Annotated in this window: 24 protein-coding genes; 5 read left to right on the top strand and 19 right to left on the bottom strand. The window is 51.7% G+C overall.

From position 1 onward, the window contains the following. Window positions 1-13 precede the first annotated feature (13 nt). Window positions 14-265: a DNA-directed RNA polymerase subunit beta gene (locus EVJ29_RS07430; protein WP_070328163.1), complete on the bottom strand. Its 252-nt coding sequence runs from the start codon at window positions 263-265 to the stop codon at window positions 14-16. A 203-nt stretch (window positions 266-468) separates the two neighbouring features. Between EVJ29_RS07430 and mscL the strand changes: the two genes are divergently transcribed. After that, window positions 469-849 (top strand): large-conductance mechanosensitive channel protein MscL, encoded by a 381-nt coding sequence (gene mscL / locus EVJ29_RS07435; protein ID WP_131439136.1) that lies wholly within the window; start codon window positions 469-471, stop codon window positions 847-849. A gap of 17 nt (window positions 850-866) precedes the next feature. On the opposite strand, the gene EVJ29_RS07440 is transcribed toward mscL, so the two are convergent. The 4 genes from EVJ29_RS07440 to EVJ29_RS07455 all read right to left on the bottom strand — a co-directional run bounded on the left by EVJ29_RS07440 (window position 867) and on the right by EVJ29_RS07455 (window position 5,693). Then, window positions 867-1,970 (bottom strand): glycerate kinase, encoded by a 1,104-nt coding sequence (locus EVJ29_RS07440; RefSeq protein WP_236633436.1) that lies wholly within the window; start codon window positions 1,968-1,970, stop codon window positions 867-869. A 63-nt stretch (window positions 1,971-2,033) separates the two neighbouring features. Continuing rightward, window positions 2,034-2,819 (bottom strand): flagellar hook-basal body protein, encoded by a 786-nt coding sequence (locus tag EVJ29_RS07445; RefSeq protein ID WP_070328166.1) that lies wholly within the window; start codon window positions 2,817-2,819, stop codon window positions 2,034-2,036. Window positions 2,820-2,830: 11 nt separating this feature from the next. Further along, the gene (locus EVJ29_RS07450; protein ID WP_070328167.1) at window positions 2,831-3,604 is read right to left on the bottom strand and encodes a flagellar hook-basal body protein; all 774 of its coding nucleotides are present in this window, start codon (window positions 3,602-3,604) and stop codon (window positions 2,831-2,833) included. 157 nt (window positions 3,605-3,761) lie between these two features. Then, the gene (locus EVJ29_RS07455; protein WP_131504934.1) at window positions 3,762-5,693 is read right to left on the bottom strand and encodes a sensor histidine kinase; all 1,932 of its coding nucleotides are present in this window, start codon (window positions 5,691-5,693) and stop codon (window positions 3,762-3,764) included. Between the two features lie 189 nt (window positions 5,694-5,882). Between EVJ29_RS07455 and EVJ29_RS07460 the strand changes: the two genes are divergently transcribed. Then, window positions 5,883-7,691, top strand: a complete 1,809-nt coding sequence (locus EVJ29_RS07460; protein ID WP_131504935.1) for a sensor histidine kinase — start codon at window positions 5,883-5,885, stop codon at window positions 7,689-7,691. A gap of 25 nt (window positions 7,692-7,716) precedes the next feature. Then, entirely contained in the window at window positions 7,717-8,436 is a 720-nt protein-coding gene (locus tag EVJ29_RS07465) for a response regulator (RefSeq protein ID WP_236633438.1), read from the top strand. Between the two features lie 160 nt (window positions 8,437-8,596). Here EVJ29_RS07465 and mreB read toward each other — a convergent pair whose 3' ends face one another. From mreB to EVJ29_RS07535, 14 genes are all read right to left on the bottom strand, one after another. Further along, window positions 8,597-9,583, bottom strand: a complete 987-nt coding sequence (mreB, locus tag EVJ29_RS07470) for a rod shape-determining protein MreB (protein ID WP_131464582.1) — start codon at window positions 9,581-9,583, stop codon at window positions 8,597-8,599. 75 nt (window positions 9,584-9,658) lie between these two features. Further along, window positions 9,659-10,960 carry a UDP-N-acetylglucosamine 1-carboxyvinyltransferase gene (gene murA, locus EVJ29_RS07475; RefSeq protein ID WP_131464584.1) on the bottom strand — a complete coding sequence of 434 codons (1,302 nt, stop codon included), beginning with the start codon at window positions 10,958-10,960 and terminating at the stop codon, window positions 9,659-9,661. Window positions 10,961-11,172: 212 nt separating this feature from the next. Continuing rightward, entirely contained in the window at window positions 11,173-11,418 is a 246-nt protein-coding gene (locus EVJ29_RS07480; RefSeq protein WP_131459001.1) for a DUF1146 family protein, read from the bottom strand. A 204-nt stretch (window positions 11,419-11,622) separates the two neighbouring features. Then, entirely contained in the window at window positions 11,623-12,813 is a 1,191-nt protein-coding gene (locus EVJ29_RS07485; protein ID WP_070328174.1) for an EAL and HDOD domain-containing protein, read from the bottom strand. A 188-nt stretch (window positions 12,814-13,001) separates the two neighbouring features. Further along, window positions 13,002-13,412 carry a F0F1 ATP synthase subunit epsilon gene (locus tag EVJ29_RS07490; RefSeq protein ID WP_016510237.1) on the bottom strand — a complete coding sequence of 137 codons (411 nt, stop codon included), beginning with the start codon at window positions 13,410-13,412 and terminating at the stop codon, window positions 13,002-13,004. Window positions 13,413-13,440: 28 nt separating this feature from the next. After that, the gene (gene atpD / locus EVJ29_RS07495; protein WP_131464586.1) at window positions 13,441-14,859 is read right to left on the bottom strand and encodes a F0F1 ATP synthase subunit beta; all 1,419 of its coding nucleotides are present in this window, start codon (window positions 14,857-14,859) and stop codon (window positions 13,441-13,443) included. Window positions 14,860-14,893: 34 nt separating this feature from the next. Continuing rightward, window positions 14,894-15,751, bottom strand: coding sequence for an ATP synthase F1 subunit gamma (gene atpG, locus EVJ29_RS07500; RefSeq protein ID WP_131504937.1), 858 nt, complete (start codon window positions 15,749-15,751; stop codon window positions 14,894-14,896). Between the two features lie 36 nt (window positions 15,752-15,787). Further along, window positions 15,788-17,296 (bottom strand): F0F1 ATP synthase subunit alpha, encoded by a 1,509-nt coding sequence (gene atpA / locus EVJ29_RS07505; RefSeq protein ID WP_016510234.1) that lies wholly within the window; start codon window positions 17,294-17,296, stop codon window positions 15,788-15,790. A gap of 18 nt (window positions 17,297-17,314) precedes the next feature. Then, complete coding sequence (locus tag EVJ29_RS07510; protein ID WP_131457707.1) at window positions 17,315-17,848, bottom strand: F0F1 ATP synthase subunit delta; 534 nt, start codon at window positions 17,846-17,848, stop codon at window positions 17,315-17,317. After that, complete coding sequence (gene atpF, locus EVJ29_RS07515) at window positions 17,848-18,375, bottom strand: F0F1 ATP synthase subunit B (RefSeq protein WP_016510248.1); 528 nt, start codon at window positions 18,373-18,375, stop codon at window positions 17,848-17,850. Before atpF ends, EVJ29_RS07510 begins: the two co-directional genes overlap by 1 nt. 71 nt (window positions 18,376-18,446) lie before the next feature. Beyond that, window positions 18,447-18,659 (bottom strand): F0F1 ATP synthase subunit C, encoded by a 213-nt coding sequence (gene atpE / locus EVJ29_RS07520; protein ID WP_035386543.1) that lies wholly within the window; start codon window positions 18,657-18,659, stop codon window positions 18,447-18,449. An 81-nt stretch (window positions 18,660-18,740) separates the two neighbouring features. Beyond that, window positions 18,741-19,478, bottom strand: a complete 738-nt coding sequence (gene atpB, locus EVJ29_RS07525) for a F0F1 ATP synthase subunit A (protein ID WP_016510243.1) — start codon at window positions 19,476-19,478, stop codon at window positions 18,741-18,743. Continuing rightward, window positions 19,478-19,906 carry an ATP synthase subunit I gene (locus EVJ29_RS07530; RefSeq protein ID WP_070328179.1) on the bottom strand — a complete coding sequence of 143 codons (429 nt, stop codon included), beginning with the start codon at window positions 19,904-19,906 and terminating at the stop codon, window positions 19,478-19,480. The genes atpB and EVJ29_RS07530 overlap by 1 nt, the downstream gene beginning before the upstream one ends. Next, window positions 19,903-20,130: a hypothetical protein gene (locus EVJ29_RS07535; RefSeq protein ID WP_071398354.1), complete on the bottom strand. Its 228-nt coding sequence runs from the start codon at window positions 20,128-20,130 to the stop codon at window positions 19,903-19,905. The genes EVJ29_RS07530 and EVJ29_RS07535 overlap by 4 nt, the downstream gene beginning before the upstream one ends. A 756-nt stretch (window positions 20,131-20,886) precedes the next feature. Here EVJ29_RS07535 and EVJ29_RS07540 point away from each other — a divergent pair. Together EVJ29_RS07540 and EVJ29_RS07545 are read left to right on the top strand one after the other, a co-directional pair. Continuing rightward, the gene (locus EVJ29_RS07540; RefSeq protein WP_131464588.1) at window positions 20,887-22,011 is read left to right on the top strand and encodes an ABC transporter ATP-binding protein; all 1,125 of its coding nucleotides are present in this window, start codon (window positions 20,887-20,889) and stop codon (window positions 22,009-22,011) included. Beyond that, window positions 22,008-23,594 carry an ABC transporter permease/substrate-binding protein gene (locus EVJ29_RS07545; protein ID WP_131464590.1) on the top strand — a complete coding sequence of 529 codons (1,587 nt, stop codon included), beginning with the start codon at window positions 22,008-22,010 and terminating at the stop codon, window positions 23,592-23,594. Before EVJ29_RS07540 ends, EVJ29_RS07545 begins: the two co-directional genes overlap by 4 nt. Window positions 23,595-23,671: the final 77 nt, after the last annotated feature.

Genomic DNA, 23,671 nt, shown 5'->3' on the forward strand with positions numbered 1-23,671 from the left:
GGTTCCACCACCCTTATGATGTTAGCCAGAAATCGGTGATATGGCGCCACGTGTCGATGTTGAACACGTCTCTCCACTCGCCTCCGCCAATCACGCTGTACCCGATAATGGCACCGATCGCGAGCATCGCGGCGGCCAAGATCAAGACAACGATGATGCGTAACAAGATCGGGAAACGGCGGTTGTTCGACAAGCGCTTTCGCTCCGTCCGCTCTTTAGGCTCTTTTTCTTCAGAGCCCTTCTGTTCTTCGTTCGTCACGTCCATTCATCCTTTCAGCTGATCTGATTATAACATATTAGCACCAGGTATTAAAATCGTTTCATAAGTTCTTTATAAGTGTAACGTATCTAGAAATGTCGAACAAGCGCCCCGTCCTATAGCATTCAGGCCTTCAGCAAAAAAACGTCACTCACCCGCCATATATATGCTACCGTTAGAGTATTCATTTTTTAGGAGGTATCATACTCATGTGGAAAGAATTCAAAGACTTTGCCATCAAAGGCAATATTATCGATCTTGCTGTCGCCTTCATCCTCGGGGCCGCCTTCACGGCCATCGTCACGTCGCTCGTCAACGATATTTTCATGCCGTTCCTCGGTATCCTCATTGGCGGCATCGATTTCTCGACGCTCGCCGTCACCGTGCTCGGCGTCAGCGTTACATACGGCAACTTCTTGCAAGAGATCGTCAAGTTTTTCCTGATCGCCTTCGCCTTATTCATGATGGTCAAAGGGATCAATCGCCTAAAGCGCGAGCAAGCGATCGAAGAGACGCCAGAGCCAGAGTTGTCGCGCGAAGAACAGCTGCTCTCCGAGATTCGCGATCTGCTTAAAAACCGTCCGCTATGAGTCATTCGTCTGAACCGTCACGGTTTAGACGTTTTTTCAATTAGTCGAAACACACGACTGACCGCGTTCGTCAAGAGCGGTGCCGCTTCCAACATCGCCGTCTCAAGCGGCATGACCCGGGAAATGATCGGGAAAATGGCTTCAATCCCGACTTCCGGGAGTACCGTCATGTCGGTCTGGCCGGTGAAGACGAGTGTCGGGACGCCATGTTCGTGCGCAAAACGAGCCAAACCATACGGGGCTTTCCCATGAAGCGATTGTTCATCGAAGCGACCTTCTCCTGTGATCAGCCAATCGGCCCCATGCAGTTGCTCGTCAAACGATGACCAACGCATCACTTCCTCGATGCCATTCACGTACGTCGCCCCGAGTTGGTACATCGCAAAACCGATGCCACCAGCAGCTCCCGCCCCGGCGACCGTCGTATCGGCGCGATCGAAACAAGCAGCGTAAGCGCTCATCAAGTCGTCATAGCGGGCGATGTCACTTGGTGCCAGACCTTTTTGTGGACCGAACACGGCCGCCGCGCCCGCATGTCCGAGGAGCGGGTTCGTCACGTCCGAGGCGATTCGCCACGTGACGTGCTTCGCCTCCGGCATCAGACTGGACCAGTCGACGCGCTTCACGCGCTCGAGTCCGTGTGGGAACGGTCCGAGCACTCGTCCGGACTCATCGAGGAAACGGACGCCTAGCGCTTCGAGCACGCCCTTGCCACCATCGACGGTCGCACTGCCGCCGAGACCGATCGTGATGCGCCCCGCTCCGCGTTCGATCGCTTGTCTGAGTTGCATCCCCGTCCCGTAAGAACTGTACCGCCACGGGTCGAACCGATCGACGAGCGTCAATCCGGACGCTTCCGCCACTTCGACGACCGCTTCTCGTGTTGCTTCATGCCATCCGTAGCGCGCCTGACGGACCCGTCCGTCGAGCGCAGTCACTTCCTGTTCGACCGCCTTCGCTTCCGGATGTGTCGCCAGCCAGGCGTCGAGAAACCCTTCGCCCCCGTCCGATACGGGGATCTCTACGACGTCATGTTCCGCAAGCGCCCGTCGCCCCGCCCGATTCGCTTCCTGACTCGTCAGCGAGCCTTTGAATGAATCCATCGCCACAACAATTCTCATACCGTTCCCTCCTTCACCTCATTATAAAATAAAAACCGCTCCTCCGAAGAGAAGCGGTCAATGTTATGGGCGAAGTGACGTCACGAGCCCCATCATCTGGTCGCTCATCGACAGCGCCCGGGAGTTCATCTGGTAGGCACGCTGTGTGATCGTCATATCGGTCATCTCTTTCATCAAGTCGACATTCGATGATTCGAGCGTTCCTTCTAATAAGAGATTCCCGACTGGACGGTCGACTTCGATGTCAAGATCAGCCGAATAGACGTTGTTCCCAAGCGGACGAAGTTCCGACGTGTTGCGCACCTCGACGATGTCGAGGCGCCCGAACTCTTCTTCGACGCCGTTCACGCTGGCGACGAGGACCCCGTCTTGACGGACGCGATGATTCGTCGCTTCGTTCGGTGTGACGATGCGATTGCCATCTGCACCGAGAAGTGCGTTGCCGTTCACGTCAGAAAGTGTCGTCCCGTCATTGCCAACCGAGAGCTGCATGTTGCCGCTCCGGGTCACACCGATCCCGTCTTCCGTCTCGACGACGAAAAACTGGCGGCTTGCCTGCAAGAAGACATCAAGACCTCGGTCCGTCTTCTTGATTTGGCCGATGTTGAACTGTTGGGAGATGTCACCGACATGACCGCCGACACCGATGCGGATCCCGTTCGGTGTATCGCGGCCGACTTCAAGTTCGGCCCGAGGCTGATTGTCATACGCTTGCGAAAGGAGCGAGGCGAAGTGACCTTGCTGGCGTTTAAAGCCGACCGTGTCGACGTTCGCGATGTTGTGGCCGGTCACATCGAGCTGACGTTGAAGCTGGGCTAGTGACGAGACCGAGTTATAAATGGACTGCATGGGTTTCCTCCTTATCGAATCCGAGCGATTTCGATGGCCCGCTCGGCACTCTTGTCATACGCCTGGACGACTTTTTGGTTTGCCTCGAACTGACGGTACGTCACCATGAGGTCAGCCATCGTCCGGTCGAGGTCAACGTTTGCTTCTTCGATATAGCCTTGTTGGAACTGGACGTTCGCAGCGGGATTTGCTCCCCCGTTGACGCGATAGTCGTTCCCGACTTGTTCGAGCGTGGCTAAATCATCGATTTGAACCGCCCCGAGCGTCGCTACGTCCTGACCGAGCGACGTGATTTGACCGTCGCCTGACAATTCGAAGTCACTAGACGGCAACTGGATGCGTTCACCCGTATCCGACAAGATGTACCCACCATCTGCCGAGCGGAGGAACCGCTCATCGTCGACCGAGAAGCGGCCGTTCGTCGTATAGAGCGCCTCCCCGTTCTGTTCGACCGCGAACATGGCGGCGCCTGTGAAGTCAGCCGGAACTTTCAAATATACGTCGGTCGGGCTATCCGTCGCCGTGACGCTGCCAGCAGAGAAGCGTGGCATCGTTTCCTGCAAATACACGCCGGTCGAGAGCGTGCCGACCTCGCCTTGGACGCGCGAACGGTCGTTACCAGGATGGCTCACCTCGGCGAGCAATAGTTCAGGGAACGACCGGACGACACCGTTTGATGCCTTGAAGCCCGGAGTCCGAACGTTTCCAAGGTTGTTGCTCAATATCTCTTGTTGCCGCTGAAGCGCGTTCATCGCACCCGCCGCCGTATAAAGTCCACGTAACATGTTCGTCTTCCCTTCATCCTTAAAGTTTCTACTTCTTATATCGTACCAAAGGAAGGAATCATTCACCCTTTTTCGAAAAAATGCATAAAAACTTCTTAGTCGTCAATACGAGACAAAGCCCACTTCAGTTTGACTGAAGTGGGCTTTGTCTATGCAATCATTCAACAATCGGCAATTCGACGATGATCGTCGTCCCTTGTTCTGGTTTAGAACGGACTGAAATCGTTCCGCCGTGTGATTCGATGATTTCTTTACAGATGGCGAGCCCGAGGCCGGTGCCTCCAATGTTGCGGCTCTGTTCATTCTGTACGCGATAAAACTTTTCGAATAGTCGCTCGGCGTCTTCTGCCGTCACCCCGATGCCCTCGTCTTCGATGGCGACGCGGATGACGTCCCCTTCACACGATACATTGACGGCAATATTCCCGCCGTCGGGTGAATATTTGATGGCGTTATTCAAGATGTTCGAGAACACTTGGCGTAGTTGGGCCGGGTCCCCTGAGACGCGAATCTCCTCGTCACACTCGAAATGGAACGCGTGCAGCTCAGTCGACCCCGCATGAACCTCAAGGACGTCCGAGAGGAGCTCGAACAGACTCTCGACTTTAAAGTCTTGCTCGACTTTTCCCGCTTCCATCTTTTGAACGTCAAGCAGGTCGCTGACGAGCCGTTCGAGCCGTCTCGTCTCGCTGCTGATCATCCCCAGGTAACGCTTGCGTTTCAGTTCATCGACGTGACGGTGCTCGAGGAGCTCCGTGAAGCCGAGGATGGATGTCAAAGGCGTCCGTAGTTCGTGAGATACGGTCGCGACCAATTCGGTTTTCAAGCGGTCGATCTCAATCTCTTTCGTCACGTCTCGCGACACAAAGATTACACCAGCGCGTTCGTCCTGCAGTTCGATCGGTTCGGCGTACATCCGTATGATACGTGTCCCCTCCTGCATCGAGTACGTAAACGTCTCATCGAATATCCCTTCATGCTTCGCTCGATTTGTGAACCGGTTGAGACCTTCCTGATCGTCGATTTGATCCATGAACGGTCGGTAAAACTCTTCAATCGGATAGAGACTTTGGCGATCATCAAACGGGATCGGTTGTTCGTACAGATCAAACAACGCCGCATTGGCGAACCGTTGCTCGGTCCCCGTCTCGACGAATACGATCGCGTCCCGCATCGTATGCACGATGCGAGCCGTTTTCTCTCGTTCCCGCTCCAATTCATCATGCTGTTGGATGAGCGAGCTCGACATCGCATTGAACGATCTTGAAAGCTGCCCCACCTCATTTTGAAGCGGATCGACCGGGACGAGCAATGCGTGCGGATCGACCGCCAACCGTTCGCTGTTCGTGATGAGTGCCTGGAGCTGGTTCGTCAACCGGACGATATACGGTTGCAGACTGATAAAGAGTGCAAACAGCGCACCGAGTAAGATGATGAGCCAACTCCATTGGGCTTTGGCGAGCTGTTCAGATAACGACTCACGCAGTCCGGTCTCTTGGAAGTCAAGTTCGGACCGATAATCGGTGAACACCGATTCCATGTCGACGATGCTCGCGCTCATATCGGCCGCGTTAGTCGGCTTCAATTTGAATCGTGTCTGGTCCGAGCTCGCGTTTTGCGGCATGAGTTGGCCAACGGTCGCCATCTGCAAGAATGGCTCATCGACCTCCCCGCTCGCCTTGGCAATCACGTAACGCTCGAGTCCGGGCATGACCCGGGACGTATAGATTGTGAACAGGAGACGGGCGTCAGTCGCGAACGTCACTTCCTCTGCGCTCGCGGCGCTTTGTTCGAACCACGTCGTCTGTTCGTCGATCCGGACTTGTGCCGCTCGTGCTTCATCTAGCAGTGACTCCTCACCGAGCAGGACGTGCCCGCGCATCTCATACTGCATCGATTGCCACGTCTCGAACAAATCGGTCGCGCGCGCGCGTTGTTCACTGATTCGTTCGAGTTCAACCGTCGTCTCACCGATCGCCTGTTGCGTATAAAAATAAGTCCCGAGCGAGGTGACGATAATTAAAGCGATGAGAACGTAGAACACCGTGAGGACTTGCCGGCTAATTCGTTGTGCGATCCAGCGTTTCATATATGGCCTTCTTTCCGTATCAGTTATATTTCATTTATTTAAGTTCGCTATTCACATAAGGCAGATTCGTGTACTATAATTAGATGTTAGTCACTATTATTCTAAAAAATGTAGTTTTTTTCCTGACATAGTAACAGTATAGCGATGACTTCTCACAAGAAACTCACAAATAGCGAAGGGAACATGCTGATGACCCCTAAATATATCGGGCTGACGCTGTTAATCCTCCTCCTGGCATTGACAGGTGGACTCACGTTCACACGTGGGCAATCGATTGACAGTACAGCTACCGTCATCCAAGGAACTGCCGACTTGAGCGCTTCCGAAGTGACCGACACGATCATACGTCTTGACGGGACTTGGCGTTTTCAATCGAGCTTGCTCGACCAAGTCGATCGTCAGACGTATCGCAACGTCCCGCACGTAACCCCACATCAAGTGGCAACGTACGAAGTCGACGTCTCTCTCCCGCCTGGCCAGTACGCGTTACGCGTCCCGAGAAACCACCCGCACATCCGTCTCGCAATCGATGGTGAAGCGGTGTCTCCCGTCTATTCGTCGACACCCGATTCACGGAACGCCTATCTCGTCTTACTCGATACGCATACGCCCAACTTTCGCTTGACGATGCAAGTGACCGGATCGGACGAACGCTCACCCGGTATCCAAGATAGTCTGCTCATCGGTCCGACGAGCAGTATCATGGCCCTCCAAAATAAATTTTTCAGCTACGATTTTATTATTATTTTGATTTCACTTTTAATTTTTTCATTCTATGCGATCGTCTTTATGTTCCACCGAAAAGAGTCGCTCTATCTATACGGTGCCGCCTTCTTTTTCTTGATCGGCTTGTCGCTGTTGACACGTGATCAAATGATCGTATTCGAATTCATCCCGGCCATGACCTACGTCGTTGCCCATAAGTTCAGCTTGATCACAGGATTCCTTAGCCTGACCATGCTGATCGGATTCGCACTCCGGCTCGAGCAAGTCCCGTTCAGCCGTTTCCTCTCCATCGCATCTTACCCACTTTACGCGTTCAGCTTGATCGCACTCATCATTCCGTATAGTGTACACGCGACGTTTGATTATGTTGCCTGGATTTATATACTCGTAATCGCCTTTTTTTGGACAGGACTCAATATCCATTGGCTGTTCGAACGAAAAGACGATGGGTATCCGTTTGAATTTCTAATCTTTACGCTCGCGTTGGTCATCGGCTATATCGGCCAGCTCATCAACGTGTTCATCACGCATCCGAACCAAGTATTGTATTCGAGCGTCCTATCGCTCATCTACTTTTTACTCATGTTCATGTTGCTGCCGGTTCATTTATCGACCGACAAAAAGCAAAAGCGAGAAGTGCAAACGTTCGCCACACAAAGCGAGATCTCATTCTTCAACTCTCAAATCAAGCCGCATTTCTTGTACAATACGTTCGGGAACGTGATCGCACTCTGCTACACCGCACCGAACGAAGCCGCACGACTTCTTAGCCATTTGAGCACGTACGTCCGCTTCATCTTCGAGAACGGACGCACGGAGACAGATATTTCACTCCGCCAAGAACTCGGGGTGATCGATTCTTATTTGATGATCGAGCAGACGCGGTTCGACGGCGCCTTCACCATCATCAAAGAGATTGACGAGACCGTTCTCGACGCTCTCATCCCTCCACTCTTGATCCAACCGCTTGTTGAGAACGCGGTCCAACATGGGTTGATGAAACAAGACGGCGTCAAACGGCTCCTGTTATCCGTCCAAGACGCCGGCGATATGATTGATATTCGCATCTCGGATAACGGGGTCGGCTTTGACCCGAAGGCAGTGCTTCACGAATTGAGCGGTATCGGTATCCCGAACGTCAAAAGCCGAATCGGTTACCTTCCTGACGCCACGTTTAAATTGAATTCTGAACACGGGGTCGGCACGAACGTGCACATTCGGCTTCCGAAACGAGAGAGGATGACAGTAACACATGCGGACAATCCTAATTGAAGACGAGCCCCATATTTTGAGGATGATGGAACGATTCATCCAAGCAGAGCCGAATTTGAAATGGATGGGCTCGTTCCACGACCCCGTCCAGGCACTCGAATTTTTAACGACGCAAGAAGTCGATCTCGTCTTTCTTGACGTCGAAATGCCAAAGATGAACGGACTTGACCTCGCTAAGCGCCTCCCTGAGACGACACAAGTCGTTTTTACAACGGCACACAGCCAATATGCGGTCGAGGCGTTCGGGTTACAGGCGACCCACTATCTGCTCAAACCGATTACCGAAGAAATGATTCACGACCTCGTCCCGCGCGTCTCGAAACGGTATACAGAATCGCTTCAGTCCAAGCATCATCGGACGTGTACGATCCAATGTTTCGACAATTTCTCCGTCAAGACGCAAGACGGCGACCTCGTCAAATGGCCGACCCAAAAGACCGAAGAGCTGTTCGCCTACTTGATCTATCATCGTGACAAGGTCGTCAATAAATGGCTCATCGCCGAGACGCTCTATCCCGATATCGATGATCCGCAACGGGCACTCCATAACGTCTACAACCTCATCTATCGCTTAAAGAAGACGCTCGCCGATCATGACTTGAGCATCACGGTCCAAACGATCAACAACGGTTATTCGCTTCACTTAGACGACGTTTGTTCGTGTGACTACCACGACTGGTTGAATACCGGTCAGACGGAAGCAAACACGCGCCTGTTCGTCGACAAAGATTACAAGTGGCACTAAAAAACTTCTTCCCGCCCGGGGAAGAAGTTTTTTATCGTCCGATGTTTAGGGGAGCAAAAAACTAGTGTAAGGCTAGTCAACAAAAGGACGAACAAAAAAACTCGGTCCAGGCGTCCCGTCTTCTCTAGGAAGCTTAGACGCCGTGTACCGAGTTTTCCTCTTATTTCAATCGATCTAAGTTCTCAAGCATGATGCCTGTACCGTGCGCGACGCTAAGCGTCGGCTCGTCGGCGATCATGACTGGCAAACCGACTCGTTCAGCAACGAGCTGGTCGATGCCGTGAAGGAGCGATCCACCACCTGTCATGATGATGCCGCGGTCGATGATGTCGGCCGCGAGTTCTGGCGGCGTCTGCTCGAGGACGCGCTTCGTCGCTTCGACGATCTCGTTCGCCGACTCAGCCATCGCTTCACGGAGTTCTTCTGACGTGATCGTTACTGTACGCGGAAGCCCACGCACCATGTCTCGGCCTCGGATATCCATCGTCTCGTTGCGCCCACCCGGGAATACGGTCGCGATCTCTTTTTTGATCTGTTCGGCCGTACGCTCACCGATGATGAGCTTGTGCTTGTCTTTGATGGCACGGAGAATGTCCGTATCGAACCGGTCTCCGGCAATCTTGATCGTTTCACCGCAGACGATGTCGCCCATCGAGAGGATGGCGACGTCGGTCGTCCCGCCCCCGATATCGACGATCATATGTCCAGCTGGCTTCCAGATGTCCATGCCCGAGCCGACGGCCGCTGCTTTTGGTTCCACGGCGAGGAAGACTTCTTTGGCGCCAGCTTTCTCAGCGGCCTCACGAATGGCTTTCGCCTCGACCGGTGTCACGTTGGCCGGTGTACAGATCAGCATCCGGATGCCACCGAAGAAGCCACGGACTTGAATCTTCTCGACGAAGTGGCGAAGCATCGCTTCTGTCGTCGCGAAGTCGGCGATGACCCCGTCACGGAGTGGACGGATGGCAACGATGTCGCCAGGCGTACGCCCGACCATCTGATACGCTTCCGAACCAACGGCGAGTACTTTCCCTGTCGAACGCTTGATGGCCACGACTGAAGGCTCGTCGAGGACGATGCCTCGGCCTTTCACGTGGATGACGACGTTTGCTGTTCCTAAATCAATCCCGATATCTTTTGAAAACATGGTGTGTAGGTTCCTCCGTTCGTTACTTCATTGAAAAGAGCGAGAAGAATCTCCTCGCTCCTATGAGTCTATTAATTAGTTGTTGACCAGTTCTTCAGCGATTTCGACAGTTCCTTCAATTCGCTCGATGTCGGCACCGAGTGCTTTAAGTTTCTTGTGGAAATCGACGTATCCGCGGTCGATATGGTATAAGTCACCGACACGAGTCTCCTCGTCGGCGATGAGTCCTGCGAGGACGAGCGCTGCCCCGGCACGAAGGTCTGTCGAAACGACTTCGGCACCTTGGAGGCGAACGCCACCTTTAATGATTGCTGAACGACCTTCAATCTTAATATCCGCGTTCATGCGACGGAATTCTTCGACATGCATGAAGCGGTTTTCAAACACAGTCTCCGTAATAACTGACGTGCCACCCGCTTTTAAAACGAGGGCCATCATTTGCGCTTGCATATCTGTCGGGAAGCCAGGGTGTGGCATCGTCTTCAAGTCGATTGGTTTCAATACTTCTGGTCCAATGACACGCATACCTTCCGTCGTCTCTTCGAACTTGACGCCCATCTCTTCCATCTTCGAGATAAGTGGACGTAGATGTTCGCGCTCAGCTCCGATGACTTCAATATCGCTAGCTGTGATCGCAGCAGCGACGAGGAACGTGCCGGCTTCGATACGGTCCGGGATGATCGAATGCTCAGCACCATGCAACTTGTCTACGCCTTCGATGCGGATCGTTTCCGTTCCAGCACCGCGGACGTGAGCGCCCATACCGTTCAAGAAGTTCGCGAGGTCGACGATTTCCGGTTCTTTCGCAACGTTCTCGATAACAGTCGTTCCTTCAGCGAGAACCGCCGCCATCATGATGTTTTCTGTCGCACCGACCGATGGGAAGTCAAGATAGATCTTCGCACCTTTCAAGCGACCTTCAACTGATGCTTCGACGAAACCGTTTCCGATCACTGTCTTCGCGCCCATTGCTTCAAATCCTTTTAAATGGAGATCGATCGGACGTGATCCAATCGAACATCCGCCTGGCATTGCGACACGCGCATGGCCAAGACGAGCAAGGAGAGGACCCATGACAAGGATCGAGGCACGCATTTTGCGAACGTACTCAAGCGGTGCCTCGTCTTTGATTGTGCCCGAGGCATCGACAGTGACTTCGTTGTTTGCTTCATCGAACGCGACCTCTGCACCGAGATGGCGAAGCACTTTATTAATCGTGTAAACATCAGCAAGACGTGGCACGTTTTGAAGTACCGATTTTCCTTCGCCTGCTAAAAGAGTGGCAACCAATGTTTTCAGTACGGCGTTTTTAGCTCCTTCAACACGCACAATACCTGACAATTTACGTCCTCCACGGACTACAATCAAATCCTTCATATCTCTCTTTGTCCTCCAGCTTCGTTGTTTTTTTATTTTATGCGTCGATATCCGTTTCCGGATGTGGTTATGTCGATTACTATGATGTTTTTTTAACGTGACGCCTCATCAGAAAAAAATAAAAATAAAATCATAATCTGTCCTGATGATTGGTCGTCATGTCAGACGAGTTTATCCTACATGATATACATATAGGAGTCGTTACAACAGGATTACAGTTTGTTAATGATTTGGAAAATCGACTGTAATGGTACGAGCGCCTGAGCCAATCGGATATACTCCAAAAAGAACTGGGCGATCAGAGAACCGAAGACGACGGCCACGAGGACACGCAAGACAGCGGCTTGCGGACTTCTCACTTGGTTGAGCACGCTCTCCCACTTAACTGGCATGAGTGCCCACCAAGCGACGTAGATCGCTACGACATAGATGACGAGCGATAAGACGGTGTTTAACATCCTCGATTCCCCTCTTTTCGAAATTTTGTACCATTTTTAATCATAGCACGTTGCGACAGAGAAAAAAAGACTTAGCATGATGATGATCAATCGAATCGTCTCATCCTATCAGCTCACTCTCTTTACATAAACCGCATATAAAAGGGACGTCATCGACGCATAGCCTTTACTACAGTAATTGACGTCCCACCAAATTTTCAAACATTATTCCTTTTTTTCGTCCTGTGCGAGCGCCCAGCGGATCGCTTCGATATAGTAACGAGACCAATCTAGAGCCGTCTCGTCGACTGGCACAGTTAACTGCTCATATGCCTTCACCGATTCGAGCAGTTCATGCAACTTGTTCGGCTTACCGAGAAGTGCCTCTTTGACAACCGGTTCGACTGGGAGCTCGGCGATCAGCGTTTGCATCGTCTCGTCCAAAATGACGTCGAGTGAAGAGAAAATCCCGGTGATGAACGCATCAAACGGAGCTACCCCCGGAATTGTCTCATCGGCAATCAACTCCATCATCTTCCCACGGATAACGCTTTGCTTGATCAATTCTTTCGATTCAGACGTCTGCATCTCCCGAAGCAACATCAAATACGACCAACGCCGCATCTCGTCAAGTCCGATGCGGGCAACGGCTTGTTCGATCGATTGAATCGTCGTACGGCCCTTTTGATAGACCGTGTTCACCGACCGGAGCATCTTGTAGGACAGATCGACACTTCGTTCAATTTGCCCGGCGATGCGGCGGAAGTTCGGTTCTGGTTTATCAAGCTCCTTCAGCACCTCGACGAGCGTATTACGGAGCGGATGGACTTCCGCCCCATGAATGACTGTCGGACGACTGAAGAAATAACCTTGGAACATTTTATAGCCAAGCTCTTTCGCGATATCATATTCAAGCTTCGTCTCTATCTTTTCCGCAAGAAATTCGATCCGGTGTCCGAGCGCATCGATCAAGCGTTTCTGTTGGTCGACCGGCGTCGCCTGATAATCGATTTTAATAATATCCGCAAGCCCGATCAACGGGCGGTATTTCTCTTCGAAGACGAAATCGTCTAAGGCGATCGTATAACCTTTCCGCCGAAGTGATCGCAGGGCGGCAAGTACTTTCTCGGTCGGTTCGACGTGTTCAAGCACTTCGATGACGAGAGATTGCCGCGGCAATAATGAAGGCACTTCCCCTTCGATCAAGTTCTGTGGAAAGTTGATGAACGCCCGCGTCCCTTCGGTCAATTCCCGAAAATTAAAGACGAGGTAGGCGTTATGGATCACGTCGGCGGTCGCAAGCGCATCGTCGACATGTTCGAACATATTTTTCTCGCTGCGGCGATACAACAGTTCGTAGCCGCAGACACGTAGTTTTTGGTCAAAGATCGGTTGACGCGCAACGTAAACTTTCATCCCTTTAGCTCCTTTACTATAGTTCCCACCTATATTATCGGACGACCCGATCTTTCGTTCCACTATTTAAATGCGAAAAACCTGATTCTTTTGACCTACACTTAAATGAAGGAAGCTGGTTCAATCGTCTGATTCAAAATGGAGGAACAAAAAAATCCTCTCTCACGAAACGTGAGAGAGGATGTTCATCATTCTTTAATATCGCGAATGCTCAAGCGGTTGACCGCTTTCTTGAGCGCTAACTCCGCACGTCGGAATTCAGTATCCGAAATCTTCGAATCTTGAAGGCGACGTTCAGCGCGGAATTTCGCCGCAGAGGCGCGGTCGTAGTCGATCTTATCCGCCATTTCGGCCGTTTCAGCTAAGATCGTCACCATATCGGGACGAACTTCCATGAAACCGCCGCTGAGTGCGATCAGCGTGCGTCCACCATCTTCGTGGCGCAGTTTAAGGACCGAGACGTCGAGTGGCGTCACCATCGGGATGTGTTTCGGTAAGATACCGAGTTCACCTGTCACCGATTTGGCGACGACCATTCGTGCCTCGCCCTCGTAAGCTGCACCATCCGGGGTGACGACGTTGACGTGAAGAGTATTCATCGTCTAGTTTCCCCCTTCCGTGTAGGTCTTAGACCAACGTCTTCGCTTTTTCGATGACGTCTTCGATTGGACCAACGAGACGGAATGCGTCTTCTGGGAGATCATCGTGTTTACCATCGAGGATCTCTTTAAAGCCACGGACTGTCTCTTTAACTGGTACGTACGAACCTTGTTGGCCAGTGAACTGCTCAGCCACGTGGAAGTTTTGTGACAAGAAGAACTGAATCCGACGGGCACGGTGAACCGTGAGCTTATCGTCTTCAGACAACTCGTCCATACCGAGGATTGCGATGATATCTTGAAGCTCTTTGTAACGCTGAAGCGTCTGCTGGACGTTACGCGCGATTTCATAGTGCTCAGGTCCGACGATGTCAGGCGAGAGGGCACGTGAAGTCGATGCGAGCGGGTCAACGGCTGGGTAGATTCCCATCTCCGAGAGACGACGCTCAAGGTTGGTCGTTGCATCAAGGTGGGCGAACGTTGTCGCTGGAGCCGGGTCAGTATAGTCATCGGCTGGTACGTAAACCGCTTGGATCGATGTGACCGATCCTTTAGCTGTCGACGTGATCCGCTCTTGAAGCATACCCATTTCCGTCGCGAGTGTCGGTTGGTAACCTACGGCAGATGGCATCCGACCGAGAAGGGCCGATACTTCAGAACCTGCCTGTGTGAAACGGAAGATGTTATCGACGAAGAGAAGAACGTCTTGTCCTTGCTCATCGCGGAAGTATTCTGCCATCGTGAGACCCGTCAAGGCAACGCGTAGACGCGCGCCCGGCGGCTCGTTCATCTGACCGAATACCATCGCTGTCTGCTTGATAACGCCTGATTCCGTCATCTCGTGGAACAAGTCATTTCCTTCACGCGTACGCTCGCCGACTCCTGCGAATACAGAAATCCCGCTGTGCTCTTGCGCGATGTTGTTGATGAGTTCCTGGATGAGGACAGTTTTACCTACACCGGCACCACCGAAGAGGCCGATTTTACCACCTTTGATGTACGGTGCGAGAAGGTCGACGACTTTGATCCCTGTTTCCAAGATCTCAACATTTGTCGACAATTCATCAAACGTAGGTGCGAGACGGTGAATCGGTGCCCGACGTACAGTCGGTGAAACTTCTTTATCGTCGATTGGGTTACCGAGTACGTTGAAGACACGACCGAGCGTCTCTTCTCCGACTGGTACTGAAATCGGTGAACCTAAGTCAAGTACTTCCATGCCGCGGCGAACGCCGTCCGTTGAGTCCATCGCAATCGTACGGACCGTGTCATCCCCAAGGTGAATCGCCACCTCGAGCGTCAAGTCGACACTGACATCTTGCGCCGTCTCTGCCACGTACGTGACTTTGAGGGCGTTGTAGATGTTCGGTAAGTGGTTCTCGAACTTAACGTCGATAACTGGGCCCATGACTGCGACTACGCGGCCTTTTATGCCGTATTCGTTCATCGTGTTAGCCTCCTACAATCTAGAGGGCGTGCGCTTATTCAAGCGCAGCCGCACCTCCGACAATCTCTGTGATTTCTTGTGTGATCGCCGCTTGGCGCGCGCGGTTGAACTTGAGCTTGAGTCCGCGGATGAGATCATCCGCATTATCTGTCGCGTTCGCCATCGCCGTCATCCGAGCCGCGTGCTCCGATACTTTCGCATCGAGAAGCGCGCCATAGATGAGCCCTTCCGCGTAACGCGGGAGGAGCGCTGCTAAGATCGTTTCTTCTTCTGGTTCGTATTCATACATCACATTAGATGCGGTCTGTTCGATATCCCCAAGCGGAAGCAATCGATCCATCTTCACTTCTTGGCTGATGACAGAGATGAACGAGTTGAAGCAGAGCTTCAATTCATCGATCTCGCCTTCACTGAACGCGCCGACCGTCTGTTTGACGATCTCCGCGACTTCAACGAATGTTGGCTGGTCGTTAAGTCCTGTCATCGCACTGTACACCGGAATGTTACGTGTCTTGAAGAACTGAACGCCGACCTTCCCGATCACGTACAGACGGTACTCGTCTGTCGAATCGTGTTTGGCTTTCAACTCGCGGTACACGTCGCGAAGGACGCTGGCGTTGTATCCACCAGCAAGTCCGCGGTCCGACGTGATGACGATGTAGCCGGTCCGTTTGACGGGACGGACTTGAAGCATCGGGTGTGTTGCGCCTGAAGTACCGCCGGCAATCGACGAGATGACTTCTTGCAACTTGGTCATGTACGGCTTGAAGTTGGCGTTGCTCCCTTGAGCGCGGTTCAACTTCGAGGCCGACACCATGTTCATCGCTTTCGTGATTTGCTTCGTGCTTTGGGTCGAGGTGATCCGCATCTGGATCTCACGTAATGATGCCATTTCGATTCACCACCTTAATAGACGCTCGTCACCGGATTAAACCGATGGCGAGAATGTCTTTTTGAATTCCGCAATTGCATCGACCATCGCCTCGTCAGCAGGAAGGTTTCCTGTTTGACGGATTTCACGGCAAAGGTCCGCACGGTTTTGGTCGAGCCATGCGTTCATGTCTTTTTCGAAACGACGGATGTCTTCGACTGGGACGTCATCGAGATGACCTTTCGTGAGAGCGTAGATGATGAACACTTGCTTGTCGACCGAGAGCGGTGCGTTCAATTCTTGCTTCAAGACTTCAACCGTCCGTTGTCCACGGTTCAACTTCGCTTGTGTCGCTTTATCGAGGTCTGACCCGAACTGGGCGAACGCCTCGAGCTCACGGTATGACGCGAGGTCAAGACGGAGCGTACCGGCAACTTTCTTCATCGCTTTCACTTGAGCCGCACCACCTACACGCGATACCGAGAGACCGGCGTTGATCGCGGGACGTACCCCTGAGAAGAAGAGGTCTGACTGAAGGAAGATTTGACCGTCTGTGATCGAGATAACGTTCGTCGGGATGTAAGCCGAGATATCCGACGCTTGTGTCTCGATGAACGGAAGAGCTGTCAGCGAGCCGCCACCGAGTTCGTCGTTCAACTTCGCCGCACGCTCAAGAAGGCGTGAGTGGAGGTAGAAGACGTCACCTGGGTAGGCTTCGCGGCCTGGAGGACGACGGAGAAGAAGCGAGAGCTCACGATAAGCTGCCGCTTGTTTCGAGAGATCATCATACACGACGAGGACGTGTTGTCCGCGGTCCATGAAGTACTCACCCATCGATACCCCTGCAAACGGCGCGAGGTAAAGAAGTGGGGCTGGCTGTGAAGCCGAAGCCGAAACGATGATTGTGTAATCGAGGGCACCATTTTTACGGAGCGTCTCAACTACGCCACGGACAGTTGATTCTTTCTGACCGATTGCGACGTAGATACAAACCATGTTTTCTTCTTTTTGGTTGATGATCGCATCGATTGCGACCGATGTCTTACCAGTTTGACGGTCACCGATGATGAGCTCACGCTGACCGCGACCGATTGGTACGAGGGCGTCAATCGCCTTGATCCCAGTTTGGAGCGGTTCGTGAACTGACTTACGGGCCATAACGCCGTAAGCTTTACGTTCGATCGGGTTGTATGTGTCCGTCACGATCGGTCCAAGACCGTCGATTGGTTGTCCGAGCGGGTTGACGACGCGTCCGAGGAGCGCATCACCGACTGGTACTTCCATGATGCGGCCCGTACGTTTAACCGAGTCGCCTTCTTTGATACCTTTGTAGTCGCCGAGGATGATAATCCCGACGTTGCCTTCTTCTAAGTTTTGCGCCAAGCCCATTATGCCGTTTGAGAACTCTACGAGTTCTCCTGCCATAACGTTATCGAGTCCGAATGCACGAGCGATACCGTCACCTACTTGAATGACTGTACCTGTCTCACTAACTTCGATTTCAGAACCGTACGAAGCGATTCGCTCTTTTAGCAGGGCGCTGATTTCTTCAGCTTTGATCGTCATTGAATTCACCCCTATTTCTTACGCATTCAACAATTCACGCTCAAGGCGTGTTAGTTTAGTTTCGATTGTGTCATCATACGTCGTGTAACCGATCTGGACACGAAGTCCACCGATAACCTGTTCATCGACGACGTTCTTCAATTGAAGCGTCTTGTTCATCTTCTGACCGAAGACGAGTTCGACTTCTTTCAACTCTGCTGCCGACAACGGGTAAGCACTTGTGACGAACCCTTCAGCGATGCCGCGGAAGTCGTTGATGTAATCTAAGACGTAACGCGGCAGCCCGCGAACTTCGCTCGCACGGTCGTTCTCGACCATGACGAGAAGTGTGTTAAGCACGATATCTGTCATATCACCAAAGCTGTGTGTTAAAAGCTGTACAAGCTCGCTGTCGCTGACTGCTGGATTCGTTAAAATGTCCATCAATTCAGGCGTCGCGTGGAGCACTTCATCGAGCAGACGCACTTCCGCTTCGACTTGGTCGAGCGTGCCTTGTTCCCGCGCTAAGTCGAAGAGCGCTTTGGCATAGCGTTTTGCTAACGATGTGTTCATCAGTTAGCACCTTTCGCTTTAGACAGGAAGTCTGTGACGAGGGCACGTTGTTTCACTTCGTCGCCCTTAAGGTCTGACTGAAGGACGTGGCGTGCTGCCGAGAGCGCCTGTGTGACGACTTCGGTTTGAAGCGACTGTTTCGCGAGCTCGCGCTCACGCTCGATCGCTTTTCCAGCCTCGATCTTGATTTTTTCGGCTTCCAAACGCGCCTGCTCCACCAAGCGTGCTTGTTCGGCTTCAGCTTGACGACGGCTTGAGTCAAGCATCTCTTTTGATTCTGTACGTGCGGCGCTTAAAGCGTCACGTTGTTCGACGACATATGTCTCCGCGTCTTTGCGGCTCTTTTCAGCAAGCTCGATTTCGTTCGCTACATACTCTTCACGCTGTCTCATCATTCCAAGGAGTGGTCCCCAAGCAAATTTCTTCAACAGGGCCAAGAGTACGAGGAATGTGAAAAGTGTAAAGATCATATCCAGGATGCGGAGGCCTTCGCCACCGGCACCAGCTGCAATCATCATCGTATCCATGCATACCCTCCTCTTGACTAAATAAGTGAGGGAGGCTTGCTCCCTCGTTTGTTGTTCTCGTTAACTCGTAATCAAGAGTTGAGGAGAAGGAAACCGACAGCCACACCGATGATCGGGAGGGCCTCAACCAAACCGATACCGATGAACATCGTTTGACGAAGTTCGTTTTTAAGTTCTGGCTGACGTGCTTGTCCTTGTACTGTTCCGTATACGATGAGACCGTTACCGATACCAGCCGCGAGTGCTCCGAGACCGATAACGATTGCTGTTGCGAGAAGATTCATTTGTTCCATTGTGTATGTTCCTCCTAAAAGTAAGTAAATAGTTTTTTTGTTCAACGCTTTGGCGAGGCCAGCTTATCCGAATCAATGCTCGGCTGAAGCTTTATGCCCGATGTACACCATTGCAAGCGTCAGGAAAATGTAGGATTGGATAACCCCGATAAAGATTGAGAAACCTTGCCATAAAATCATCGGCAGGATTGCGAACACAGCACCAAGCGGGTTAAGTGCCCCTTGTGCGGTAATTGCGAGTCCCAAGATGATGGTAATCATGATTTCACCGGCAAAGATGTTACCGTAAAGACGCAGACCGAGCGTCAAGGTGTTCGCGAACTCCTCGATAAGCTTGATCGGCAATAAGAACCAGACCGGCTTCACGAATTCCGCCGAATAGTGCTTGAAACCGTGTAGCTTCACGCCGTAATAGTGTGACATTGCAACGACGAGTGTCGACAACGCCAATGTGACGTAAGGATCGGCCGTCGGTGAGTTGAACCATAGATAGTGACCGGAAATGACGTTGAACGGCAGACCCATCAAGTTCGAAATCAGAATGAACAAAATCAACGTCATCCCAAACCCGATAAAGCGGCCTCCTGTCTTCCAATCCATCGCACTCGAGATGATCCCGCGTACGAATTCCGCGAAGAATTCCATCAAGTTCTGCTTACCTGTCGGCTTCATGGCCAAGCGTCGTGTTCCCCAAACGGCGAACGCAAAGACGAGCAGTGATGCGATTAGCACCGTAATGACGTTCGTCCAGCTCCCATATAACGTATAGTCTCCAAGTTGTAGAGAATATGTGGGAAACTCATGACCCATTAGTATTCACCTCTTTTCCTGCTGAGCTGGGCAAGTGTGAACTCGCCAAATTGTATGATGTGGCCGGCGATTAGACCAGTTACCACCGCAATCAGCGATACTCGATCTTCATAGAAGAGACCGACTATCACGGCTAACGCACCGACTGCCATTCTTGAAACAGTCCCGTGCGATTTCGGGCGTCGCCCATGTTCGATCACGTCAAACATCCGAATGACGCTGCGATTCTGCATATGTAGAATGATCAGACTGGCGACCCCACCCAGGAACAAGCCGAGAAATACCGGTTTGTACACAGGGACGATGAGCGCTCCGACGAGGAGAATGGCGAACCATCCGACAAACCACTTCGTATAGCGTTTCATCAACTCTTGTTGTGCTTTTCTGTCTGCTTGCACTTGTTGTAGTTCCGTTTGTTCTAGCTTCATTCGTCCTCTCCTGTCATTAAACTTCGAAGGGTGAGTACGAGCGCGGTGATCCCGATAAACATTCCGAGAAACACCGACACATTCCAACCAAACGTGCCCCAAAATTCACGTCTCGCCCCATATTGGCCGACGAGATAACCGATGACGATCGGTCCGGCGAGCGCGGTCGAGATTTGTGAGGCGAGCGAGGCGTAGGATAGGTAACGATTGTCTTTTTTCGTCATCCTAGTCCCCCTTTCTAACTGGCAGCCAGCTCTTCATCTTCTTCGATTCACACTCGCGTGACCATCAAAAGTCACACAAGTTCAGAGTAATGGAAATAGCATAAGAAGTCAATTGATTTCACAATTATAAAAGCGCTTTAAACCAAGTCGTATCAAGGCTTTTACGCACTTCACAAACTAAATTAAAATCACTAAATTTTAAAGAAGTGTGAAGAAACGGTGAAATAAAAATGTTGACTTTATAATATTTCACAAACCGAATCAGATGAGGAATAGTTCAGTTATACATCCGCGTATTGGAAAATACAACGTAAACCTCCCCACGTTCACAAAAGGTTTTAAAACGGACGCTGATTTCGCATTGAAATCGTTTTCATTATCCTCTATCAGTATACCGATTATCTTTTTGCCGTGTCGAGCGATTCTGACAAATTTGTAGTGACGAATCTCACATCATCATTTCTAAGCATGAATCGGCTGAAAACCCAACGCCATCAAGCCGGAACCGATGCCAACCTTTGTCGGAAGTCTGCAATTAAGATGTAAGCGTCATCTATATTTGTGTCTATTTTGTGACTTCAAAACTGATAATCGCGTCTCTCTTGCCATGAGCGGCTCTTCGCACTGTTTAAACAGCAAGTAATAATCCCCCCTTTTACAACCTGTTAAACACTTTTTTCGAAAATAATGTTTACAATCCTTCGACAACGGGCAAATAAGGTTATGTGAAAATAATTTTTGAAAAGAGTTGAGTCAATGATTGAGTTTAAAAATGTAGAGAAGACCTTCAAAAGTACGACTGTACTGAAGGAAATGAACTTGACGATTAACAAAGGCGAACTCGTCGTCTTTATCGGCCCGTCCGGCTGCGGTAAGACGACGTCGCTTAAAATGATCAACCGTTTGATCGAACCGACGTCCGGGACGATCATCGTCAACGGTCAAGACACACGTAAGATGGATCCAATCGAACTGAGACGCCAAATGGGTTACGTCATTCAACAGACTGGCCTCTTCCCTCATATGACGATCCGCGAGAATATCCAATTGATCGCCGGTCTCGAAGGACACGCCGAACAGGATATGGACGCCCGGACCGAGCACTTGCTCCGCATGGTCGGCCTCGATCCGGATCAATTCATCGATCGCTATCCGAGTGAACTGAGCGGCGGTCAACAGCAGCGCATCGGCTTCGCCCGCGCCCTCATGAACGACCCGGAAGTCATCTTGATGGACGAGCCGTTCAGCGCCCTTGATCCTGTGACACGGAACGACCTCCAAGAAGAACTGTTCAACCTGCAAGAGGAAGTCAAGAAAACGATTGTATTCGTCACCCACGATATGGATGAGGCGATCAAGCTGGCTGATCGTATTTGTATCATGCGTGACGGGGAAATCGTTCAGTTCGATACACCGGAACAGATTCTCCGTAACCCGAAAGACGAGTACGTCGAAGCGTTCATCGGTAAAAATCGAATTTGGAACAGCCCTGAATACATTAAAGCGAAAGATATCATGATCACGGACCCTGTCTCGATCAGCGGCAAACGCACGGTGTTGCAAGCGATTGAAATCATGCGTTCACGCAAAGTCGACAGTCTCCTGATCACGGACCGCGATCGCGTTCTTCAAGGACTCATCAAATTGAAAGACGTCCACGGGATCCAAGATAAGACGAGACGACTCGAGGAAGTCATGAACGTGAACTACGCTTTCGTCTCGAGCGAGGACTCGCTCCTCGATATTTTAGACGTCATGAACACGAGCGACCAAGGCTATCTGCCGGTCGTGACCGGACCTATCCTTAACGGACTCATCACACGCAGCAGTTTGCTTTCCGTCCTCAGTGAGCAATTCATGCAAGAGGAGGAAACAATATGAATACGATTCAATCTTTTTTCAATTACGTCGCGGGCAACACCGACCAAATCGGTACGCTCTTGCTTGAACACTTGCAACTGACCGTCTTCGCCGTCTCGCTCGCAGTACTGATCGGTGTCCCGCTCGGTATTTTGATTCTCCGGATGCCACGCCTCGCCAAACCGATCCTCGGTCTGACGAGCGTCGTTCAGGCTGTGCCAAGTCTTGCCTTGCTCGGTTTCCTCATCCCGTTCATCGGGATCGGTTCGACACCGGCCATCATCATGGTCGTCCTGTATTCACTGCTTCCGATCGTGAAGAACACGTACACGGGTCTGTCGAGCATTCCAGGTGACACGCTTGAATCCGCTAAAGGGATCGGCCTCACCGATCGCCAAATTTTAAGCAAGATCCAATTGCCGCTCGCCTTGCCGATCATCATGGCCGGGATTCGCATATCAGCCGTCACAGCTGTCGGTCTCATGACGATTTCAGCGTTCGTCGGAGCAGGTGGTCTCGGTTACCTCGTCTTCGCCGGTATCCAGACAGTCGACAACAACCAGATCTTAGCAGGTGCGATTCCGGCCGGTCTACTCGCACTCTTGATCGACTTCATCGTCAGCCGTATCGAGTATAAAGTCGCTCCGAACGGGATTGTCCTCGCCGACGGACGGATGAAGAAGAAAAAACACCGTCCCGCTAGAAAAGTGGCGAAACCGCTCATCGTGATCGCGACAGCGTTCGCCTTGCTCCTCGCCGGTTCGATCTACGCCTTCACCCGTGAAGACGATACGATTGTCATCGGCTCGAAAAACTATACGGAGCAGGCGATCCTCGGGAACATGGTTGCCGATTTGATCGAAGACAAGACCGACCTCGAGGTGAAGCGTCAACTTAACCTCGGCGGTACGCAAGTCGCGTTCAGCGCACTCCGGACCGGTGAAATCGATGCCTATGTCGAGTACACCGGAACACTCTTCGTCGACGTCTTGAAGCAAGAAGTCGATAACGACCCGGACGCTGTCTACGAACAGGTCCGGTCGCAAATGCAAGAGCGGTTCGATATCCGGACACTCGACCCGATTGGATTTAACAATACGTTCGCTATCGCCGTCAAACAAGAAGACGCCGACAAGTATAACTTGAAGACCGTCTCTGACCTTGCCGCGGTGAGTGACGAGCTCGTCTTCGGCCCGACAATCGAATTCTCGAACCGGGAAGACGGCTATCTCGGCTTGAAAGAAGTGTATCCGTTCAACTTCGCAGACGTGAAACCGGTCGATGGCGGCCTTCGTTACACGGCGCTCATGAACGGCGAGAGCCAGGCAATCGATGGTTTCTCAACCGATGGCCTATTGAAGCGGTTCGAACTCGTCGTCCTCGAAGACGATCAACAGTTCTTCCCGCCTTACTACGCCGTCCCGATCGTCAATGAAGAGACACTCACCGAGCATCCCGAGCTCGCAGACGTGTTGAACTTGCTCAACGGCAAAATCACGGACGAAATCATGCAAGAGTTGAACTACCTCGCCGACGTCGAAAAACAACGTCCCGAGAAAGTGGCTCACGACTTCCTCGTCTCTGAAGGTTTGATCGAAGAATAAAGACAGAAATCCCGCCCCTTGAAAAGGGCGGGATTTTGTCTGTCCGCTTGTTGACCACGTTGGTCGTTTTCGGCGCC

It is taken from the genome of Exiguobacterium sp. SH4S7 (assembly GCF_004336795.1).
In the GTDB taxonomy this organism is placed as follows: domain Bacteria; phylum Bacillota; class Bacilli; order Exiguobacteriales; family Exiguobacteriaceae; genus Exiguobacterium; species Exiguobacterium aurantiacum_A.